Annotated in this window: 17 protein-coding genes; 5 read left to right on the forward strand and 12 right to left on the reverse strand. The window is 42.1% G+C overall.

The window, feature by feature from the left end; translation table 11 throughout:
* Positions 1-37: 37 nt before the first annotated feature.
* The 3 genes from ABDZ91_RS02300 to ABDZ91_RS02310 are packed head-to-tail and all read right to left on the reverse strand — an operon-like array spanning position 38 to position 3076.
* Positions 38-880 (reverse strand): carbohydrate ABC transporter permease, encoded by an 843-nt coding sequence (locus tag ABDZ91_RS02300; protein WP_343795958.1) that lies wholly within the window; start codon positions 878-880, stop codon positions 38-40.
* A 13-nt stretch (positions 881-893) separates the two neighbouring features.
* Positions 894-1748, reverse strand: a complete 855-nt coding sequence (locus ABDZ91_RS02305; RefSeq protein WP_343795960.1) for a carbohydrate ABC transporter permease — start codon at positions 1746-1748, stop codon at positions 894-896.
* Positions 1749-1759: 11 nt separating this feature from the next.
* Positions 1760-3076, reverse strand: coding sequence for an ABC transporter substrate-binding protein (locus tag ABDZ91_RS02310; protein ID WP_343795962.1), 1317 nt, complete (start codon positions 3074-3076; stop codon positions 1760-1762).
* Positions 3077-3476: 400 nt separating this feature from the next.
* Between ABDZ91_RS02310 and ABDZ91_RS02315 the strand changes: the two genes are divergently transcribed.
* Positions 3477-4481 (forward strand): substrate-binding domain-containing protein, encoded by a 1005-nt coding sequence (locus tag ABDZ91_RS02315; protein WP_343795964.1) that lies wholly within the window; start codon positions 3477-3479, stop codon positions 4479-4481.
* Between the two features lie 58 nt (positions 4482-4539).
* Here ABDZ91_RS02315 and ABDZ91_RS02320 read toward each other — a convergent pair whose 3' ends face one another.
* Both ABDZ91_RS02320 and ABDZ91_RS02325 read right to left on the reverse strand, forming a co-directional pair.
* Positions 4540-5787, reverse strand: coding sequence for a M14 family zinc carboxypeptidase (locus ABDZ91_RS02320; protein WP_343795966.1), 1248 nt, complete (start codon positions 5785-5787; stop codon positions 4540-4542).
* Between the two features lie 408 nt (positions 5788-6195).
* Complete coding sequence (locus tag ABDZ91_RS02325; protein WP_343795968.1) at positions 6196-7242, reverse strand: lactonase family protein; 1047 nt, start codon at positions 7240-7242, stop codon at positions 6196-6198.
* Positions 7243-7440: 198 nt separating this feature from the next.
* Here ABDZ91_RS02325 and ABDZ91_RS02330 point away from each other — a divergent pair, with 198 nt between their 5' ends.
* On the forward strand, positions 7441-8343 hold the full coding sequence (locus ABDZ91_RS02330; RefSeq protein ID WP_343795970.1) for a DMT family transporter: 903 nt from the start codon (positions 7441-7443) through the stop codon (positions 8341-8343).
* A gap of 64 nt (positions 8344-8407) precedes the next feature.
* Here ABDZ91_RS02330 and ABDZ91_RS02335 read toward each other — a convergent pair whose 3' ends face one another.
* The 5 genes from ABDZ91_RS02335 to ABDZ91_RS02355 form a co-directional block, all read right to left on the reverse strand.
* On the reverse strand, positions 8408-9262 hold the full coding sequence (locus tag ABDZ91_RS02335) for a tetratricopeptide repeat protein (RefSeq protein ID WP_343795972.1): 855 nt from the start codon (positions 9260-9262) through the stop codon (positions 8408-8410).
* Positions 9263-9274: 12 nt separating this feature from the next.
* Positions 9275-10222 carry an ATP-binding protein gene (locus ABDZ91_RS02340; RefSeq protein WP_343795974.1) on the reverse strand — a complete coding sequence of 316 codons (948 nt, stop codon included), beginning with the start codon at positions 10220-10222 and terminating at the stop codon, positions 9275-9277.
* A 424-nt stretch (positions 10223-10646) separates the two neighbouring features.
* A complete protein-coding gene (locus ABDZ91_RS02345; protein WP_343795976.1) occupies positions 10647-11324 on the reverse strand; it encodes a class I SAM-dependent methyltransferase in 678 nt (225 codons plus the stop codon).
* Positions 11325-11442: 118 nt separating this feature from the next.
* Positions 11443-12891, reverse strand: coding sequence for a Na+/H+ antiporter NhaC family protein (locus tag ABDZ91_RS02350; protein WP_343795978.1), 1449 nt, complete (start codon positions 12889-12891; stop codon positions 11443-11445).
* A 98-nt stretch (positions 12892-12989) separates the two neighbouring features.
* Positions 12990-14132, reverse strand: coding sequence for an aminotransferase class V-fold PLP-dependent enzyme (locus ABDZ91_RS02355; protein ID WP_343795980.1), 1143 nt, complete (start codon positions 14130-14132; stop codon positions 12990-12992).
* Positions 14133-14174: 42 nt separating this feature from the next.
* Between ABDZ91_RS02355 and ABDZ91_RS02360 the strand changes: the two genes are divergently transcribed.
* The 3 genes from ABDZ91_RS02360 (at position 14175) to ABDZ91_RS02370 (ending at position 15813) form a co-directional block, all read left to right on the forward strand.
* Complete coding sequence (locus ABDZ91_RS02360; RefSeq protein WP_343795982.1) at positions 14175-14873, forward strand: Crp/Fnr family transcriptional regulator; 699 nt, start codon at positions 14175-14177, stop codon at positions 14871-14873.
* Between the two features lie 129 nt (positions 14874-15002).
* Positions 15003-15332 (forward strand): CHY zinc finger protein, encoded by a 330-nt coding sequence (locus ABDZ91_RS02365; RefSeq protein WP_343795984.1) that lies wholly within the window; start codon positions 15003-15005, stop codon positions 15330-15332.
* A 7-nt stretch (positions 15333-15339) separates the two neighbouring features.
* Positions 15340-15813: a hypothetical protein gene (locus ABDZ91_RS02370; RefSeq protein ID WP_343795986.1), complete on the forward strand. Its 474-nt coding sequence runs from the start codon at positions 15340-15342 to the stop codon at positions 15811-15813.
* A 214-nt stretch (positions 15814-16027) separates the two neighbouring features.
* On the opposite strand, the gene ABDZ91_RS02375 is transcribed toward ABDZ91_RS02370, so the two are convergent.
* Complete coding sequence (locus ABDZ91_RS02375) at positions 16028-16831, reverse strand: transposase (protein WP_343795988.1); 804 nt, start codon at positions 16829-16831, stop codon at positions 16028-16030.
* Positions 16832-17067: 236 nt separating this feature from the next.
* Positions 17068-18081: a D-cysteate sulfo-lyase gene (cuyA, locus tag ABDZ91_RS02380; protein ID WP_343795990.1), complete on the reverse strand. Its 1014-nt coding sequence runs from the start codon at positions 18079-18081 to the stop codon at positions 17068-17070.
* Positions 18082-18302 lie beyond the last annotated feature (221 nt).

Consider the following 18302-nt stretch of genomic DNA (forward strand, 5'->3'; position numbering starts at 1 on the left):
ACATGTCCCCCTTAAGTAATTAATAAAGTAAAATCTATTATCCTTTGATTCCTGACATCTTAATTCCATCTGTAAAATAGCGTTGTGCAAACAGTAGGAACAAAATAACAGGTATTAAGGCCATGAAGGATGCGGCCATGAGTGGGCCCCATAGAGTTTCTCCAGTCATGTTACTGAATGACGCCAACCCTAGTTGGATGGTGTATTTTTCTGGAGAGTTAATATAAATCAGCTGACCCAATAGGTCGTTCCATGTTCCCATAAAGGACCAAAGTCCAATCGTTAACAAGGCTGCTTTTGATAACGGAAGAAAGATTCTAGTAAAAATTTGAAAGTAGCTTGCTCCGTCGATGATAGCTGACTCCTCCAGCTCTTTCGGGAATGTCTCGAAGTACATTCGTAAAAAGAAGATAAAGGACGCAGACCCAAAATAAGCTGGGAATACAAGTGGTACGTAGCTATCCGTGAAACCAAGACTTGACCAAATAATAAAGGTCGGTATCATCGTTACCTCGTACGGTAGCATCATCGTTGCAAGCAAAATCATGAACAACGTATTTTTATATTTAAAATTGAATCGAGCAAATCCATAGGCAACAAGGGCTGAAACAAACACTTCTCCTATAATTTTCAATACAGCAATAAGAAGGGTGTTACCCATATATTTGAAAAGCGGAATCACTTCCAAGGCTCGTTCAAAGTTCCCCATATAGAAGGTCGACGGTAGCCATTTGATAGGTACAGTAAAAATGTCACTCTCTATTTTTAGAGCTGTACTTAACATCCAAAAGAATGGCATCAGCATGATGACTGATCCTATCGTTAAAAACGCATAGATATAATATTTTTGCATCTGTCTCCATTTCGTTTGTTTGTCCATAAAGTACAACTCCTTAGCTTGTGTGAACCCAGTACTTTTTCGTGACGTTAATAATAATCGTCAAGACAAGAATGATGACAAATAGAACCCAAGCTAATGCCGTAGCATACCCCATGTTATAGAAGGAGAAAGCTTGTTCATATAAGTACACCATGTAAAAAGTCCCTTGATTCCCTGCCCCGCCTAAAATATAGGCATCCGTAAACTTACGGAAGGCTGCGATAATACCCATAATCATGTTGTAAAAAATAATAGGAGTCATCATCGGCATTGTGATATGCCATACTTTTCGTAAAAAGTTCGCTCCATCGATTTCCGCAGATTCATAGAGTTCCTTCGGGATATCTTTCAAACCAACAAGATAGGTTAGTAGACCTCCACTAGCCCCCCATGCAGCCATGACGAGGTAGGAAGGGAGTACCCAGTTAGGATCATAAAGCCAGTTGGGCCCGTCAATACCGATATATCCTAATAATGTATTGATTACACCATAGTTCGGGTCAAGCACCCACTTAAACACAATCGCGACCGCAACACCCGACACAATGGCTGGCATGTAAAAAATGGTTCGGTAAACACCGACAAATCGTATTTTGTTATTTAAGAAAATCGCTACTACGAATGCTGTCACAATCGTTAATGGAACAGCGAAAATGGCATATCTTACTGTAATTAACAGAGTGTCATAGAACATAGGATCATTAAAAATCCTTTTAAAGTTTTCAAAACCAATAAAGTTAGGTGTCCCAATAATCGTCCAATCTGTTAGTGAAACATAAAAAGCATACAGCATCGGGAAGATCGTAAAGGTAATCAAGCCGATAAGCCATGGAAGTATAAAGTAAAATCCTGCGCGCTGCTTTTTCATGGGGCACCTCCTTATTTGCGATTCGCGATTAGTCCCCTAGCATACTCTGCAATTTCTTTTGTTTTGGCACGGTAGTCATAGACACCAGGTTCGTTTAGCATTCCAGTGTATAGTTCGACCCATAGTCGGTTGTTAATTTGGTTCCACTCTGGAATGTAGTTGGCTGAACGAGCGATTGTTAAAGATTGTTGAATCGTTTCAAGTGCAGGTTCTTTCATTGGATCAATCTCAACAATTTGATCAACTTGCCCTTTTAATGGAGAAGCAATTTTCCATTTAAAGAATTCTAGAGTCATATCTTCTAACGCTTGTAATGCCACTTCATTATCACCACATGCTTCATCCATGACAGTTGATGCTGTCCAGTCAAAGGAGTAAGCTTGTCCATCTAGCCCTACTGGCATTGGAGCGTAACCAATTTCGAATTGCTCTTCAGCCGGTAATTTAGCTATCTTTTCTTCGAAGTTATCTTGGATACCACCCATGAACATGGCAGCACGTTGTTTTTCAAACCAAACGTTATTCGATCCTAAACTAGAAACCTCTGAATAAGATGGCGTAATTTTGGATTCTAGAATTTCATTTAGAATATCTAAGCCTTGAAGTGACTCCTCTGTATCAAGAAGAATTTCTTCACCATCTGCAGCGATGATATCTCCACCGCCTGCCCAAATAAATGTTTCAATGTTTGGCCATCCGTCAACGACAGTACCGAATTGTTGATACTTACCGCCATTCACATCTTCTTTTTGAACGGTTAGCTTTTTAGCGATTTCAATAAACTCTTCCCAAGTCCAATCATCTGTAGGGCTTGGATACGCAACACCCGCTTCATCAAAAAGGTCTTTGTTGTAGTAAACCATCAGAGGGTTTGCAATCCAAGGAACTCCATATTGCTTATCATCATAAGTTGCGGATGCTAGCACACCCTCATAAAAATCATCAGGATTTAAATGTTCACTCTCACTTAGAGATGTTGATAAATCTGCAATCGCACCTAATTCCGCATACTTCGACACAAGTTCTTGTGTCATCCAGAAGAAGTCTGGTGTGTTTTTAGAAGAAATTAAGGTTGATATTTTCACATAGTAGTCAGAAGGAATACTTAAGGTCTCGATTGTGTATTCTCCGTTAGCGTTTTCATTCACTCGATCCACAATCTCCTCAAATTCCTTTAACTCGTCCCCAGCTGCCCAGGTTGCAAAGACAAAATGGTTTCCATCAGAACCACACGCGTTCCCAGCAGAACCCCCTATATTACAAGCAGATAAAAATGAAACGAAAAGCACAAGGACTGCTAGTATTTTTAGTTTCTTAAACCCAGACATGATGCACTCATCTCCCTATTAGTTTTACTTGAGTTTTTATTACGTTAATAATAACTTAATATTTTTGTTATACAAACGTAATTTAACAAAAAATGATAAATTTTTCAAGCGCTTTCATAATAATTGTTTTATTTTCCATTCTTTTTTAAAAGGAGTAGTATAGGGTATCAAAAGAGTTTTTATTTTGTTACGTAATTGAAAATACTTTTATAACGTTATAAACCTTCGGAAACTGAGACCAAATTATCGGAAACCTCTTGACTCACTTCATACATTAAAGTTTTAATAAAAGAGTTACTAATAAATAGGAGTCTTTGAATTCTCAACTACTGATTAAAGTAAAAGAAGTAAAAATAAAGTAAAATTGATGTAAATTAGCTCTATTAGGCAGGTGCGTTTGATGAATAAAAAGGTGACGATGAAAGATATATCAGATATTGTTGGCGTCAGTACGGTTACGGTTTCAAAAGTGTTTAACAACAGGGATGATATTTCGGAGGAAGTAAAAAACAAGGTCCTTCAGGTTGCAGACCAACTCGGGTATCGTTACAACCCTGGTGTAAAAACGTTAAAAACAGGCGTAACGAACAATATCGGGGTCATTGCATCGGATATATTCCTAGAACGTGACGAAAATTTCTATGTGGGCATCTATAAACATTTACTACAAGTTGCGGATGAACATCAATACAATTTGATATTATCGGTTGTAAGCGACAATCAAATTGAAGACCTAACACTACCCACTATCTGCAAGGAATACAAAGTAGATGGGCTAGTCATTCTCGGAGAGTTTCCAGAGGATTATATAAAAGAAATGATGAAGTACCAACTACCTATTGTGTTAGTTGACTTCACCATCAGAGACTTAGATATTGATAGCATCGTAACCAACAACTTTGAGGCAAGTTACTTAGCCACGAACTATTTGATAAACAAAGGTCACAAAGAAATCGGATTTATCGGTAACATTAAAACGACGAAAAGTATCATGGATCGATATCTCGGATACTGCAAAGCCATTTACGAACATGACCTCGACTTAAACGATGAGTACATCATAAAAGAACGTGATGACCATAAAAATGAAATAGACTATGAACTAGGCGAAGAATTACCAACAGCTTTCATCTGCAATAACGACAAAGCCGCATATGACTTAATCAAAAAATTACAGGCAAAAGGCAAAAACGTACCAGAAACCTGTTCCGTAATCGGCTTCGACGATGTAACGCATAGCGTCTTCTCAGACCCACCCATCACTACTATGCGTGTCCGAAAAGACGAAATGGCCGAATACGCCATCAACCGAATCATCACCCACCTAAACAACAAAAACACCCCATCAGAAAAAATCATCATCGATGCAGACCTGGTGGAGCGTGAATCCGTGAGTGGGACATAGGGGACAGGTTTACTGTCCCACAACAGAAACCAAAACAAAAAACAGGTTCACTGCCCCGTCATTTGACGGGACAGTTGAACCTGTCCCCCCTGTCCCGCAAAAAATCTAAGATGGTCCATTCTGGAAAGTATTTCAGTCTATTCGGAATGTGAATCCACTTTTCTCCTAAATAGGTATAGACATGATACCAATTCCCGCTCTTTTCATAAGCCTGAACGATTTGCGGAGACAGTGTTGCTCTCTCCGTATTTAGGAATGAGGGTTCTGAATAGAGCTGTTCTGCATGCGTAATCCGGATTTTTTCGTTAAAAGGAACGGTTTCTTCTCTTTGAAAATCATCACTCTCTGCCGCTAACCAAAGACCAATCTCTTTATTTCGTTCCCAATCCTCCGGAAAATCCTCAAGTGGGACATGCTCGTCCTCTACATACTCCCCTACTTCTGGTGTAAACCCGGGTAATCCAAATTCTTGGATAAACCAGTCTGTATACCCTCTCCCAGTCGGTTCAACGGAAGGATCAATCATGTTGTACCCTGTTTTATCTTGAAATTCCGTTGCCAACGCCAGATCCCGTTCGTCATCATTGTAAAAATACCAGTATAGAATTCTACCAGACGTGTGGTAGTCGACCGCGATTTGCGGTTTAATTTTTACCGTAAAATCCCGTACAGCTTGCACTTCTAGAGCTTGGAACGGAAACTCCCCTTTATAATCCATCCAAGAGGGTTCTGTCACATCAGATGGAGCATCCCAGTTTGCAGGATATTGACGATTCAAGTCTATTCCTATGGCATTGGCCTTCCACCTTGTAAAGTCATCGCTACCGTCATTCATTTCTATAAGGGCCGCATGCACGCTAGCTGGAAAAGCTGAAAGTCCCTGTTGCTGAAGGGTAACACCGTCTGGATTCACCATCGGGATAAACCAAATCGTACTGTCCTCCAAAATATCGCTCGCCTTAAACGTGCCAATGACCGTATTATGACTGTAGCTTTTCGCATATTCTTCCATCATCTTCATCACAACCATCGTGCTCATCCACTCTCTAGCATGATGACTGCCCGTAATGATAATCGGGTTCGGCCCCTTCCCTAATCGAACAGCGAAAATTTCGCGGTTGTAATGGCTTTTTCCAATGGAATGATAGGAAAGAATGGTGGGATAAACATGTTGAAGCTCCTGGAGATCTTCAACCATGATTTCGTACGTGTATGTTTGTGTAGTATCTATGATTGGTTCATCTGTGGATAATGGAAAAAATGAAAGCAGAAACCACAGTCCGTAAATGCTGATTAAGTCCCCCATTATCCACCTCCCTGATTTTTAGTTGAAATAGTAGTTTTTTACTATAAATATTCTATAAAGGTGGGAAAAATCCTATTTGGAATGAAGATTTATGAGGAGCGGAGGAATTAGGTTCCAAAACTGTCCCCGAAACCGGATTTTTGTTAAATTATTTGAATTCGCACATAAGATGGTTGCGTTCGCACATTTTTAGAAAATTCGCACCTTTTATTAAATTATCGCACAATAAACAGGATTTTCGCACATCGCGGTACATCAATCTTTTCCACCCCAATCAAACTTCCCCCCCACATACCCATTTCCACAATAAAAAGGTGTCTCCTCGAAATAAATCCGAAGAAATACCGTCGATAAATGCTATTTTTCTAAAAGTCCTTTAACAATCAGAAAAAGCCTTGCTACTTTCCCTTATTTATTCAAAAACTTCACACAAACAGGCTCCGGCACTTTTACGCCGGACTGAAGTAACGCTAACTTTCCTGTTGACTGGTCTCTACTAAACAGAGTCATGGTGTTTGATTTTTGATTGGTTGCGACGAGAAAATCTTCGGAAGGGTCCAGAACAAAATCACGTGGCCAGTTTCCTTCCGTAGATGTCCATTCTACGAAGGTTAGTTGGCCGGAATCCGGATTGACCTTAAACACTGCAATACTGTTATGACCACGGTTACCAGCATAAACATATTTTCCATCCGAAGAAATATGAATGGCACTACCGTCATTTGTCTCCTCAAAATCCGCTGGGATCGTTGAGATGTATTGTTGTTCTTTAAAACTTCCATCTTTTTCATCATAACGAAGAGCTACCACCTCTGAGCTTAGCTCCGTCATAACATAAGCGAACAGACCATTCGGGTGAAACGCAATATGTCTTGGCCCGCTTCCAAGCTTCGTTTGTAAAACTTGAGCTTCTTTTAATTTTCCGTTGTCGACAGCGTATGTAATCACCCGATCTGTCCCTAAATCCACAGCAATTGCAAATTTTTCATCAGGAGTAAATCCCGCAAAATGCATATGAGGTTTTTCCTGTCTTTCATGTGGACCCGATCCCTCATGCTCAATAACAGAAATGGCAGGGTTAAGCGATCCATCTTCATTCGTCATATAGGATTCAATTTTTGTTGTATGATAATTAGCTGATAACACATTGCTATTGTTGCGGTTCACACTAACATGGCAAGGAGGTGAACCTGCGGAAGTCTGGCTGTTCAGCTTGGTTAACTCCCCTGTTTCAGGATGTACTGAAAAAGCCGTCACTCCCCCGTTTTCTCCCTCTTTCGACACAGCGTACAGGTGTTGATTATCATTGCTCACGGTCACATATGTAGGGTTGTCCAGTTCAGCGGCTAGCTTTACATCAGTAATCTCTTTTTTCTCGGTATCGAGCGTGAACTGGTAGACTCCTTTACTTTCCTGTTTTGTATACGTTCCAACATAGCCAATAAATTTTGTCATGGTAAAAGCTCCTCTATCAATGGATTTAACTTTTTTAAACGATAGCGAATTTCAATTGGTCATATCTTATGTCATTATAACGAAGGATAGCAATGGATGGAAACCGGGGGCAAGTACCCTATTTCAAAAAGTACCCACTGTTGTCAGCTACCGTGATATACTAGTTCCATTGATTTGCAGGTGAAAAGAGGAGAACAGATGAGGTTATATGTTGCTTTAATTACATTAAGTTTGATATGGGGAATGTCGTTTTATTTTATAAAGGTTATGGTTGAGGGAATTGGACCTTGGGGGATTGTGTTTGTTCGATGTACCTTAGGGGCCTTAACATTAGCCATTATTATTTTGATACAGAAAAAGAAAATAGATTGGAAGAGCATGCCACTAAAATCATTGGCGATCGTTGGGGTTACGAATGCCTTAATTCCGTGGGGATTGATAGCGATTAGTGAAACTAGAATTTCAAGTGCTTTAGCCTCTATGGTCAATGCAACAACTCCAATTTTCACTAGTATAATAGGAGTTCTTATATTCGGGTTGGCTTTAACGATTAGACAATGGGCTGGGGTGTTAATCGGTTTTGTGGGGATCTTCTTTTTAATAGATTTAAATATAGCCCAATTGTTTCAAGAGGACTTAATTGGAATGGGAACCATGATTTTAGCCGCGGTTTGCTATGGATTTAGCTCTCAATATACAAAGAGGCATTTGCAAGGTGTAAGCGTCATGGTCATCGCATTGATGACGTTACTGACAGGTGCATTGGGAAGCCTCGTCATTATGGCCTTGACAGACTCATTTTTCCCAATACAACAGATGATGTCATGGGATTCGCTTTTTGCCATGATCGGTCTCGGAGTTTTCGGATCAGGACTCGCCTACTTACTATTCTATTACATGATTCAAGAAGGAAGCGCCGAGTTTGCAACCCTAGTAACCTATCTCGTACCAATCACAGCCATGTTCTGGGGCTGGTTCCTACTCAGCGAATCCATCCCTCCTCTGGCAATCGGAGGACTAATCCTAATTTTCGCAGGAGTCTTCCTTTCTAGTCGAAAGGGACAGAGGGGACAGGAACCTCTGTCCCAGGAAAGCTTGTAGGGACAAGGGGGACAGGAACCTTGTCCCACCTTGGGGGTGGGACACAAAACCTGTCCCCCTGTCCCTAACTAAACACCTTCCAGTTCACCAATAGTTTTGTTCCCCAGTGCGCTGCCACATATAGGATAATAAATATTAGAATCAATGGCTTAAACACAATCCACGCCCCGAACCACAGGATCAATGCTTGCCATGGCTTCATTTTGGATAAAAGTCTGGATGGGGCCAGGAAAATGCGATAGATTTTGTATTGTTTTTGCAGGATTTCGAGATATTCTCTTCGGATTTGCGCATTTTCTGGGTCAAGTCGGACGGCGTTGGCTAGGAATTGGTGCGCTTTATCGAAATCCCCTCTTTGGTCAGCTGACCAAGCCAAATACATGAAGACATAGGCGTTTTCTGGCTCCTCTACCAGGGCTTGTTTTTCAATCTCGAGAGACGCTTCCTCGTTTCCAAGTAAAGCTAAAGCATAACTATAGTTCGCCAAATACACACCGTTGTCCGGCCGAATATCCAATGCCCGCTCAAAGGATTCTTTTGCCTCTTCAAATTTCTTGGTCCTCATATAAAGGTTCCCATTCAAGAAATAAAAGAAACTTTCATAAGGATATAACGCTAAAGCCTCGTTCAGTGCCTTTTTACACGCTTTCCAATCTTCTTTTTCATAGAAGGTAGACACTCTCACTTCCCAAGAAAGCTTATTTTCAGGGTCCATTCGAAGTCCTTCTTGCGACCAATGAAGCGCCTTGGCATATTCATCTTTTTCTAAATAGATTTTCCCTAAAATGGCATACCCATCAGGATCGTCATGGTACAGATGGATGTATTCCTCCGCCTCCTTGATCGCTTCTTTATGACGATTCCATTCCAACAGTTGCTCAATTCTATTAAATTGGGAGATTTGCATATCTGCGTTCACGACATTTCACTCCTATCGAACCTTATTTTCCTTTATATAATCCAACACGAGCTGGTAGTCTTTGTTTACATCGCTAAAAGTGGCGTAGTTTTTCGCAGTCGAAAACCATTCCAATGTGGTTGGCTTTCTGTTCTTGAGTGATGAAGTGAGGTCACTGTCCGTCATCGGCTGAAGCTCACCCTTCTCTAATGAGCGCTGCAACGCCATTTCAATTGCATCCTGAACCAACTGCTGTAAGTCCGCACCTGAAAAATGCTGCGTTTTACTAGCAATTTTTTTCAAATTTAAAGACTCCTGTGGTTTATCTTTTGTTTTTAAAGAAAGAATCAGTTCGCGCTCCTCTTCCGCTGGAGGTGGAATAAAAAGCATGGTGTTGAAACGTCCAGGTCGTCTTAACGCAGGGTCAAGGTACCATGGAGTGTTCGTTGCTCCAATAACATAGACCCCGTCGTTGTGGGAGCTCAGTCCATCTAGTTCCACAAGAAGCTGGTTCACCAACATCCGTTCATGGTGCTGCCTCATACTTTGACGACTGCCACCAATCGCATCCAACTCATCGATAAAAAGAACACAAGGCTTCTGCTCGCGGGCTTTTTCAAAAAGGTCATGGAGATTATGCTCACTCTGACCTACGTACATGCCAAGTATCGCCTGCAACTCCACATGAAGAAAACTCGCGTTAATCTCGCCAGCAATTGCTTTCGCTAAAAAAGTCTTCCCGCACCCAGGAGGTCCGTACAACAGCAAACTCCCTCCCGCTTCACGGCCATACGCTTTAAAAAATTCAGGATTCTGCAAAGGAAGAATAAAATTCATCCGAACCTTCTTCTTCACTTCCTCCATCCCTCCAATATCCGCAAACGTCTCCTTAGGTTGAGTCGTTTCAATCAATGTATTTCTATCTTTATCAAACTGAATAACCTTCAGCTTCGTCTTCTGTTCATCATGATCCTTCGTCATGGGGTACCTCCTCCGGGACAAGTTTCGTGTTTCGCGGGACAAGGGGACAGGTTTAGTGTCCCACTTCAAGTTTCCGTTTTTAATAAATTGATAGTAATTCATTTATCGTCAAATTTTTACAAATTTTAAGGAAGTGGGACACCGGGCCGCTGCGGCGGGACACCGGGGACAGGAACCTTGTCCCACCAAAACTGAATATACGTAACTATCAAAAAATGATATATTTAGAAAATAGTAACGTCGGTACAGTAAGAAAAAAAGTAAGGGGAAATCAGCATGAATGAATATTACTGCCCAGATTGTGAAGTAAGTGAGTTAAGCTTGGAGATTATCCCGAATAAGCGATGTCCTCAGTGTGATGTGTTGATGGAGTGTATTGAAAGTGATGAGGAATAGCTTGCTAAACATGAAAGCACCAAACTCATCATTTGAATTTAGTGCTTTCTTTAGTGTGGGACACCGTTCCTGTCCCCTCTGTCCCACCACAACACCCCTCTGTCCCACTGGGTTTCGCCCAAATTTTATGCATGATTCCTAGCATTTGGTGTTCGATTTTGTCTATTTGAATGTCGGATTGTTGTAGCAGTTGAACGATGTCACGGTTAAAGTGGCAGCCAACGAACCTTCGATATACGGGATTTAAAAGTGTTTGTATAGATCCAAGGAGGCGGTTGGAACTGATTCCGTGTTCCAGTAATAGGATTTGCCCACCCGGCTTACACCACTTGTTGAATAAGTTCAATATTTTCACTGGGTCTTCGTATCCACACATGGATAAGGTGGAGACGATGGTGTCAAAGGAGTGTTCAGGGAACGATAGAGTCTCCACGTCTGACTGAATGAAATCGGCCGAGACCCCTTCCTCACGTGCAGCAACTCTAGCCTTTCCCAGCATCTCCCCACTAAAATCTACTCCCGTTACTTCAACACCTGTAGGATAGTACGGAAAATTGGCTCCGGCCCCTACGGCTACCTCCAACACTTTTCCTTTAGCAAATGGAATTAGATTTTCCCGCGGCTTTCGATCCGCACGCTGTCTTCTTCTTCTCTCATACGTTTTGGCCTGTTTATCAAAAATCCTCACTAGTTTTTCGTTGGACATTTGCCCACAACCTTTACCAGATTATCAACTTTAGTATATGCGGTCCCTTGGTCCCTTTTCTATAATCTTACCAAATTCAGTAAAAAAGAAACGAGGGAACCTATCCCCCGTTTCTAATTCACCCTTGTATACTACTAGATTGATTCTCCCTAACCAAAATCTCCTTCTCTTCCTTAAACGCATCATCCCCAATAAAATCTCTTCCCCATCCCGAGAAGGCCGCAAAGATGATGACTAGCATTAATGCCCAGCAATAGAAAACAAATGGCACTGCACCAACTGGTGAGAAGTTCCCCGCATAATCAGTGACGGTTCCACCCACAAATGCAAACGGAATCAATACCGCCACACTGTACGGGAGGAAGCCGATAATTGTTGTCGAACAAGCATCCAGCAAGTTTCCTCTGCGCCACGGTGTGATTTTATGCTTATGCCCTAAACGGCGAACCCATGGTCCAAGCATTACCATCGTTGGTGTTCCTGCCGTAGTCAACGCATTTGTAAACAAGGCCACAAACACAATCGCTATTTCCGCTCGCTTCGGTGTCGTCGCAAACTTCTCCGATTTTTCCATCAACCACTCGATGAAGCCACCCTTTTGTAGTGTTCCGATTAACCCCATCAAAAACACTGTAAAAACGGCGACTCCAACCATGCCGTTTACACCGCCAATGATAATTCCGCCAGCACTGAATTCTGCTGCATTCAAGCTTAAAATGTCAGTCCACGTAATTAGCCCCATGACCAACCCTAATATGAATCCAACCGCAGTACTGTATAGCAACGAAGTAACAAAATGATGGCCTTTTAGCATTAAAAAGATTAGTAGGATTGGAACCAGTAACATCACGAGACCTTTAGGGTCAAGCTCTGCCATACCTTGCGCAGCTTCACCACCAGGTGTTGTAAAAGCAAAGATTACATAGGCGACGAGTGTGAATCCAGCCGCTACTAATGCATATTTGATCCGTGAACGCACAACTTTATCAACAGTTGTTCCTTGTGAGAACGCAGAAACAATCGTCGTATCAGAAATCGGAGCAATATTGTCCCCCACAAAAGATCCACCGATGATAGCTCCCACAAGCAGCAAAGGATCGGCACCTAATGCATAACCAACCGGAAAAAGAATCGGGCTCGTTGCAATCAGTGTTCCAACTGCTGTTCCTGTTGATAATGATAAAATGGCTGCACAAACGAAGGTGATTAATGGGAACCAAGCTGCTGTAACCCCTAAATTCAAAAATCCCCAAACCAAGCCTTCAATAATGCCTGTTTCATTCAGCAATTTCCCCATGATTCCCGCTAGAAACCAGGCTAGTAACATGATAGCCAGCATCGATGAGCTAATCCCCTCCACAAGCGCGTCGACAAACTGCTTTTTGTTCTTGGCTAAAATTAACCCTACCAGAATACCTGCTAAAGCCATCGGCCAAAACGCCTCCGGAAGTGCCATTCCACCGAAGCCCAACCACAAGATCCCCACAATCATGACGAAAAATGGAACGAGCAACACTGGAACGCCACCGTAAAACTCAAGCTTTTGAACATTACCCCTGTTTGACATATGATTTCCCCCTTTGTTTTGATTACTTCGGCCAGGATGTGGGACAGGTTTCCTGTCCCCGCTGTCCCACCACAGCTCTGGGACAAGGTTCCTGTCCCCTATGTCCCAACTAGGATTTTTTGCAGTGCATCGACCGCCGTTTTGATGTCGTCTTTTGTGTTGTAGAAATGCGGGGCGATTCGAATGACGTCTTGTCTGGCTGAGACGATGATTCCTTTTTCCTTTAGTGTTTGTTCGACTTCTGACGCATTTGGGACGTAGATGGCTGTGTTGGAACCTTTATGAACAACATTAGTTGGGCTTAAAATAGTAAGTCCCTTTTCTTCCGCATAGTCAATCGTGTACTGCGAAAGCTCTTTTAAATACGGCTCTATTTTTTCCATCCCTGCTTCTAAAATGAGTTTTAGCGCCGCCTTCGCAGCAAATCCGTTAATCATTGGTGGGGTTCCAGAATCAAATCGCCTTGCTCCACCTGCGTACTCGACATTTTTAATATCAAATGCAAATGGGTTGGATTGCCCGAACCACCCTGTTAATCGTGGCGAAATCCGGTCCGCCACCTCTCTTTTAATGTAAAGGAAAGCTAATCCTGGAATCCCCAATAAGTACTTTTGGAGCCCGGCCGCTAGAAAATCTACTCCACTTTCTTTTACGTTAATCGAAACGTTCCCCGCAGATTGATAAGCATCCACGAAAAGATAAGATCCATTTCGATGAGCAATGTCAGCAATACTCTTGAGGTCTTGCTCAAAGCCGTTGTAATAGGCAACGTGTGAAATGGATGTTAATAAAGTTCGTTCATCAATGGATGATTCATAGGATCCTAGAGGAATTTCGTGGTTCTCTGACGAAATAAACTTAATGTTAGCACCACGGTCTCTTTGCGATAACCAAACATGCCCGATGCACGGAAAATCCATATCGGTTAAAACAATATCGCCTCTTTCATCTGTAAAATTCAAGCTCGTCGCGATTGAGGAAGCAGCGTGCGAGACAGAAGAGACGACAGCGATTTCTTCTACATCTGCATGGATTAAGGTTGCAAAATGTTGGCGGGCTTCTTCAACAGCCTCCATCCAACCTCCCCAATCCATCCCATGCTCTTGCCAAGAGGTCATATACTCTTGAATGGCCTGTTGAACATCTATGCTCAAAGCACTTTGCGAGCAGGATGAAAGCTGAATTTTTTCAGATAAAATCGGAAAGCGTTTTCTAAATTCTTTAAATGGGAATGATTCCATTTCTCCCACTCCTTTCAATTTGCATCCTTTGGAGGACTTACTATGAATACATTTTCTACTAGCTTTAAAGAGCAACACTCATATTTTTCCCCATGGCTAGATCCTCTTCCGTTTGACTGGTCTGCACTTGAATCAACCGGAACAGAACTCCATTATCAAAAGCACGACACCGTTTTTGATTGCCATGAACCCACGGACCACATTTATCTTGTAAAAGAAGGCCGGGTTCGCCTATACCTTTTATCTGACCTTGGAGAAGAAAAAGCAATCGCCATCATTGGTAAAAATGGTCTTCTCGGTGAAAGTAGCGTCTTTCTAGATCACGGTTATTACGCAAATGCCATCACAGCAAGCCCCACCAAGTTGATTCGAATTAAAGCTGATCTTTTTAAAAATAAAGTTCTAGAAAACCCGCTATATTCAGAGCAACTCTTTAAAATGATGAGTCTAAAACTGAGGTTGCTATATAGACATTCCTTGGACCTGTCCTACAGCTCCTCATACTACAGACTCTGCCAAACACTAGCTCAACTTGGCCTAACCTATGGTGAATCCGAAGACGGAAAAAAAATCAAAATCCAAGTCTCCTTCACCCACCAGGAGCTGGCTAACGTCATCGGAACCACTAGGGTAACGGTCGCAAACCATATCAAAGCACTCATAGAAGAAGGGCACATCTATAAGGTCAGAAACCACTACGTCATCCAAGACTTGGCCAAACTAACCTCAATGGGACCATAATACAAAAAATTCAGACAAATAGATGTAAAATATTTTACACGGGGTAGGAAAGAGGGGCTCGGGTTCGTGGGACAGAGGGGACAGGTTCACTGTCCCACTCCCACCCACTCTCTCTATAGGAGGAATAAAATGAACATCCATGGAATTAACATAAAAGGAGCCGTCACCGACAACCAAACTCGCTGCAAACACTACCATAGCGAAAAAGATATTATCGCCATCAAATTCAAGTGCTGTGATACCTATTACCCGTGTTATCATTGCCATCAAGAGATAGCCGGGCACGAGCCGGAAGTTTGGAAGGAAGAAGAGTTTGACCAGAGAGCAATTCTTTGCGGCAGTTGTGGAACGGAAATAACTATTCATGAATACAGAAATTGTGGCTCCACTTGCCCGCATTGTAAAGCGAGCTTCAATCCAGGTTGTGCCCTGCATTACCATTTATATTTTGAAAGGTGAACAGAGGATGGAGAAAAAAAGAAAAACAGTCGTTATAGAAGAAAATATCTACCTATCAGCAGACGGTAACCCGCAGGCAACCGTCGAGACCACGGCTGACCAGCCTAAAAAGAGGTCCCCACTCCCGATTATCTTGTTAATACTTTTGATTGGAATGTGGATGGCAGTATTAGCATTTGATTCGGACTCACCTGAGGAGGCAGTACAAGCCCTATTTGCTCATGTCAACGCTGGTGAATATGAGCAGGCTCGGCTTTATTTTTCAGAGGAGTTGGGTTGGGATGTACCGAATATTGATTTCCCACCCGAACTGAAAATTTTACAAATCAATGAAAAGGTGAATGGAGATACCGCTGAAGTTTTTGTGAAATTTGAAGAGAGCTTCGAGGGAGGCAGCTCTCCGATGATTCAAGAAGTTACCTTTCTCTTGAAGAAGGATTCTGAGGTGGATTGGGTTATATATAATATAATTGAACCTTAAAATTAGAGAGCTATCATTATTTTAATGGTAGCCTTTTCTTTTTTTTTAGTGGATTTCTAGCAAAATAAAAAGCCACACCCTAAATGGCATGGCCAAACTCCTAAATAACAACCACAATTAAAATACTAAAAATCACTAAAAAGCGTAAAACTCTCATAATTACCCCTTGTTAAAATCCCCTTTTTTATATTTTAGCATAATTGATATCTGTAAATTAGTTTAATTTATCTGGGACACTAAACCTGTCCCTCTGTCCCACACGCCCAATTACACTTTTTGAGATTCCCGTTACTCTGGCCAATTGTCTGATTGAAATACCTTCTATATTTTTCAACCTCCCCAATATCGAGTTTCTCTCCTCGGCTTTCATTTGCTGTAGCTTACTTACGTCTGAAACACCAAGCTTCGCCAAAAATTGAATTACTTCACTGTCAGGTAACAATACAGGAACAGAATCACCTAAGAATTGTCCCTGCCTTTCCTCTTCCATCTCCATGTAACTTTTAAATTTCTTCATTGCCTCTCTAGAATTGTGGGAGAATAATTGGAAAACCCTGTCCTTCTCTACTAAATCTCCCTCACGAATGTATTCATACATACTAGTCCACTGATGCTCAAACACACTCTTAACCAACCCAGCTTTCATAGGGTTTTGATGAATATACCTCAGCACACGCATAAAGGAGTCTCTCGTCTCAATCCCTTCACTCCGATACCTCTCCTGAAACAAATGGCCGGTTCTCTCATACTTCCCGTTGTACCAATGAACATAGCTGGAGCTAATGCGCTGAATAGCAGTCGATAGGGGTTCCGAAGCTTCCTTGATTAAAAGGTGGACATGATTATCCATCAAACAGTAACTATAAACCTCGTATTCACAGACACTCTTATATTTTTTGACTGTCCAAAGGAACCGATAACGGTCCTCATCATCCTCAAAAATGATTTGTTTGTTGATGCCTCTAAGCATGATGTGGTAGATACCAGTCGTGCTTTTACGGCGGGGTTTACGCGGCATTTTGGGGATCACCTCGCAGAATTTTTTGTGGAAAAACGGATAATAAGCTGGATTACAAATGGGAAAATGAATAGTTAATCAAAGGGGTTTTTCAGGGGCAAAGAAAGCAGAAAAAAGAGAGTTTTTGCAATGGTTAGAGGTTCTCCTCATCATTTTCTACACAAAGTAAAAAAATCCTGCATCAAAATGATTTCAGAATTTTTTAGAACTGGCGTGATGGCGCGGGAGGTGGGACACTAAACCTGTCCCCCTGTCCCGAACAGCCCAGCATTGGCATATAACGCCGGGGAACCTCCTGAATGCACAACCAGGATATTTTGATCTTTTTTAAAATAACCTTTTCTAACTAAATCAATGACACCTGCTAGCGCCTTCCCGGTGTACACAGGATCGAGCAAGATTCCCTCGGTTTTAGCGATTAACTTAACCGCCTCAACCATCTCCGGTGTTGGCAGCGCATAACCTGGTCCGACATACTCATCAAAGCAAGTTACTACTTCCCGCGGAGTCGGCACTTCCAAACCAAGATGCGACACCGTTTCCTCCACGAGCTTATATACCTTTTCTTCCTGCTCAGCCTTGCCCCTACTAACATTCACACCAACAACCGGAACACCACTTTGACTACCGGAAAAACCAGCGATCAACCCCGCCTGCATGCCACCACTTCCGCTCACACAGATAACCGAGTCAAAATTAAGTCCTTGTTCAAAGGACTGCACCAAAATTTCCTGCGCACAAGCTACGTAACCCAATGCGCCAACAGGAGTCGAACCACCCACTGGAACTACATAAGGTGAATGCCCCTCAGCCTTAACCTGCTCAGCCACCTTCTCCATCTCAGCTATCAAGTCTGTCCCGTTCGGCACCACCTTAATATTCTCGGCACCCATTAAATGATACAAAAAGTAGTTCCCATTAAAATCTGGTTCCGCCCCGTCACTATCTAAATTTTCCTCCAAAATCAAAATACACTTCAGCTTCTCTTTAATCGCAGCAGCCAATGTCAACCGGCAGTGATTCGACTGAATGCCTCCACAAGTAATAATCGTATCGGCACCCTTCTCCAAAGCGTCCGCAATAATAAACTCAAGCTTCCGTGTCTTATTCCCGCCACCTGCAAGACCTAACAAATCATCTCGCTTAAAATAAATAGACGGTCCACCAAAGGCATCACTCAAATGGTCTAACCGCTCAATAGGTGTAAAAGTAGGTGTATACCGTCGTCTAGGAAACCTAGCTAAATTCATACAAACATCTCCCTCCAAAACAACATCTTTAACTCTATTTAACCACAGGGACAGGGGGACAGGAACCCTGTCCCACATGTTTAAACTGGTCCCGAGTCGACCAAAATGATAAAAAACGACTCTTTGGGGTGAACAAAATGGAGGATCAAGGTGATTTCTTTGTTGGCCTGCTATGGGGAGCTATGCTTAGCATCCCTCTGTGGATTTCCATTTTTGGGTGG

Origin of the sequence: Bacillus carboniphilus, from assembly GCF_039522365.1 — a bacterium.
Taxonomy (GTDB): Bacteria; Bacillota; Bacilli; order Bacillales; family JC228; genus Bacillus_BF; species Bacillus_BF carboniphilus.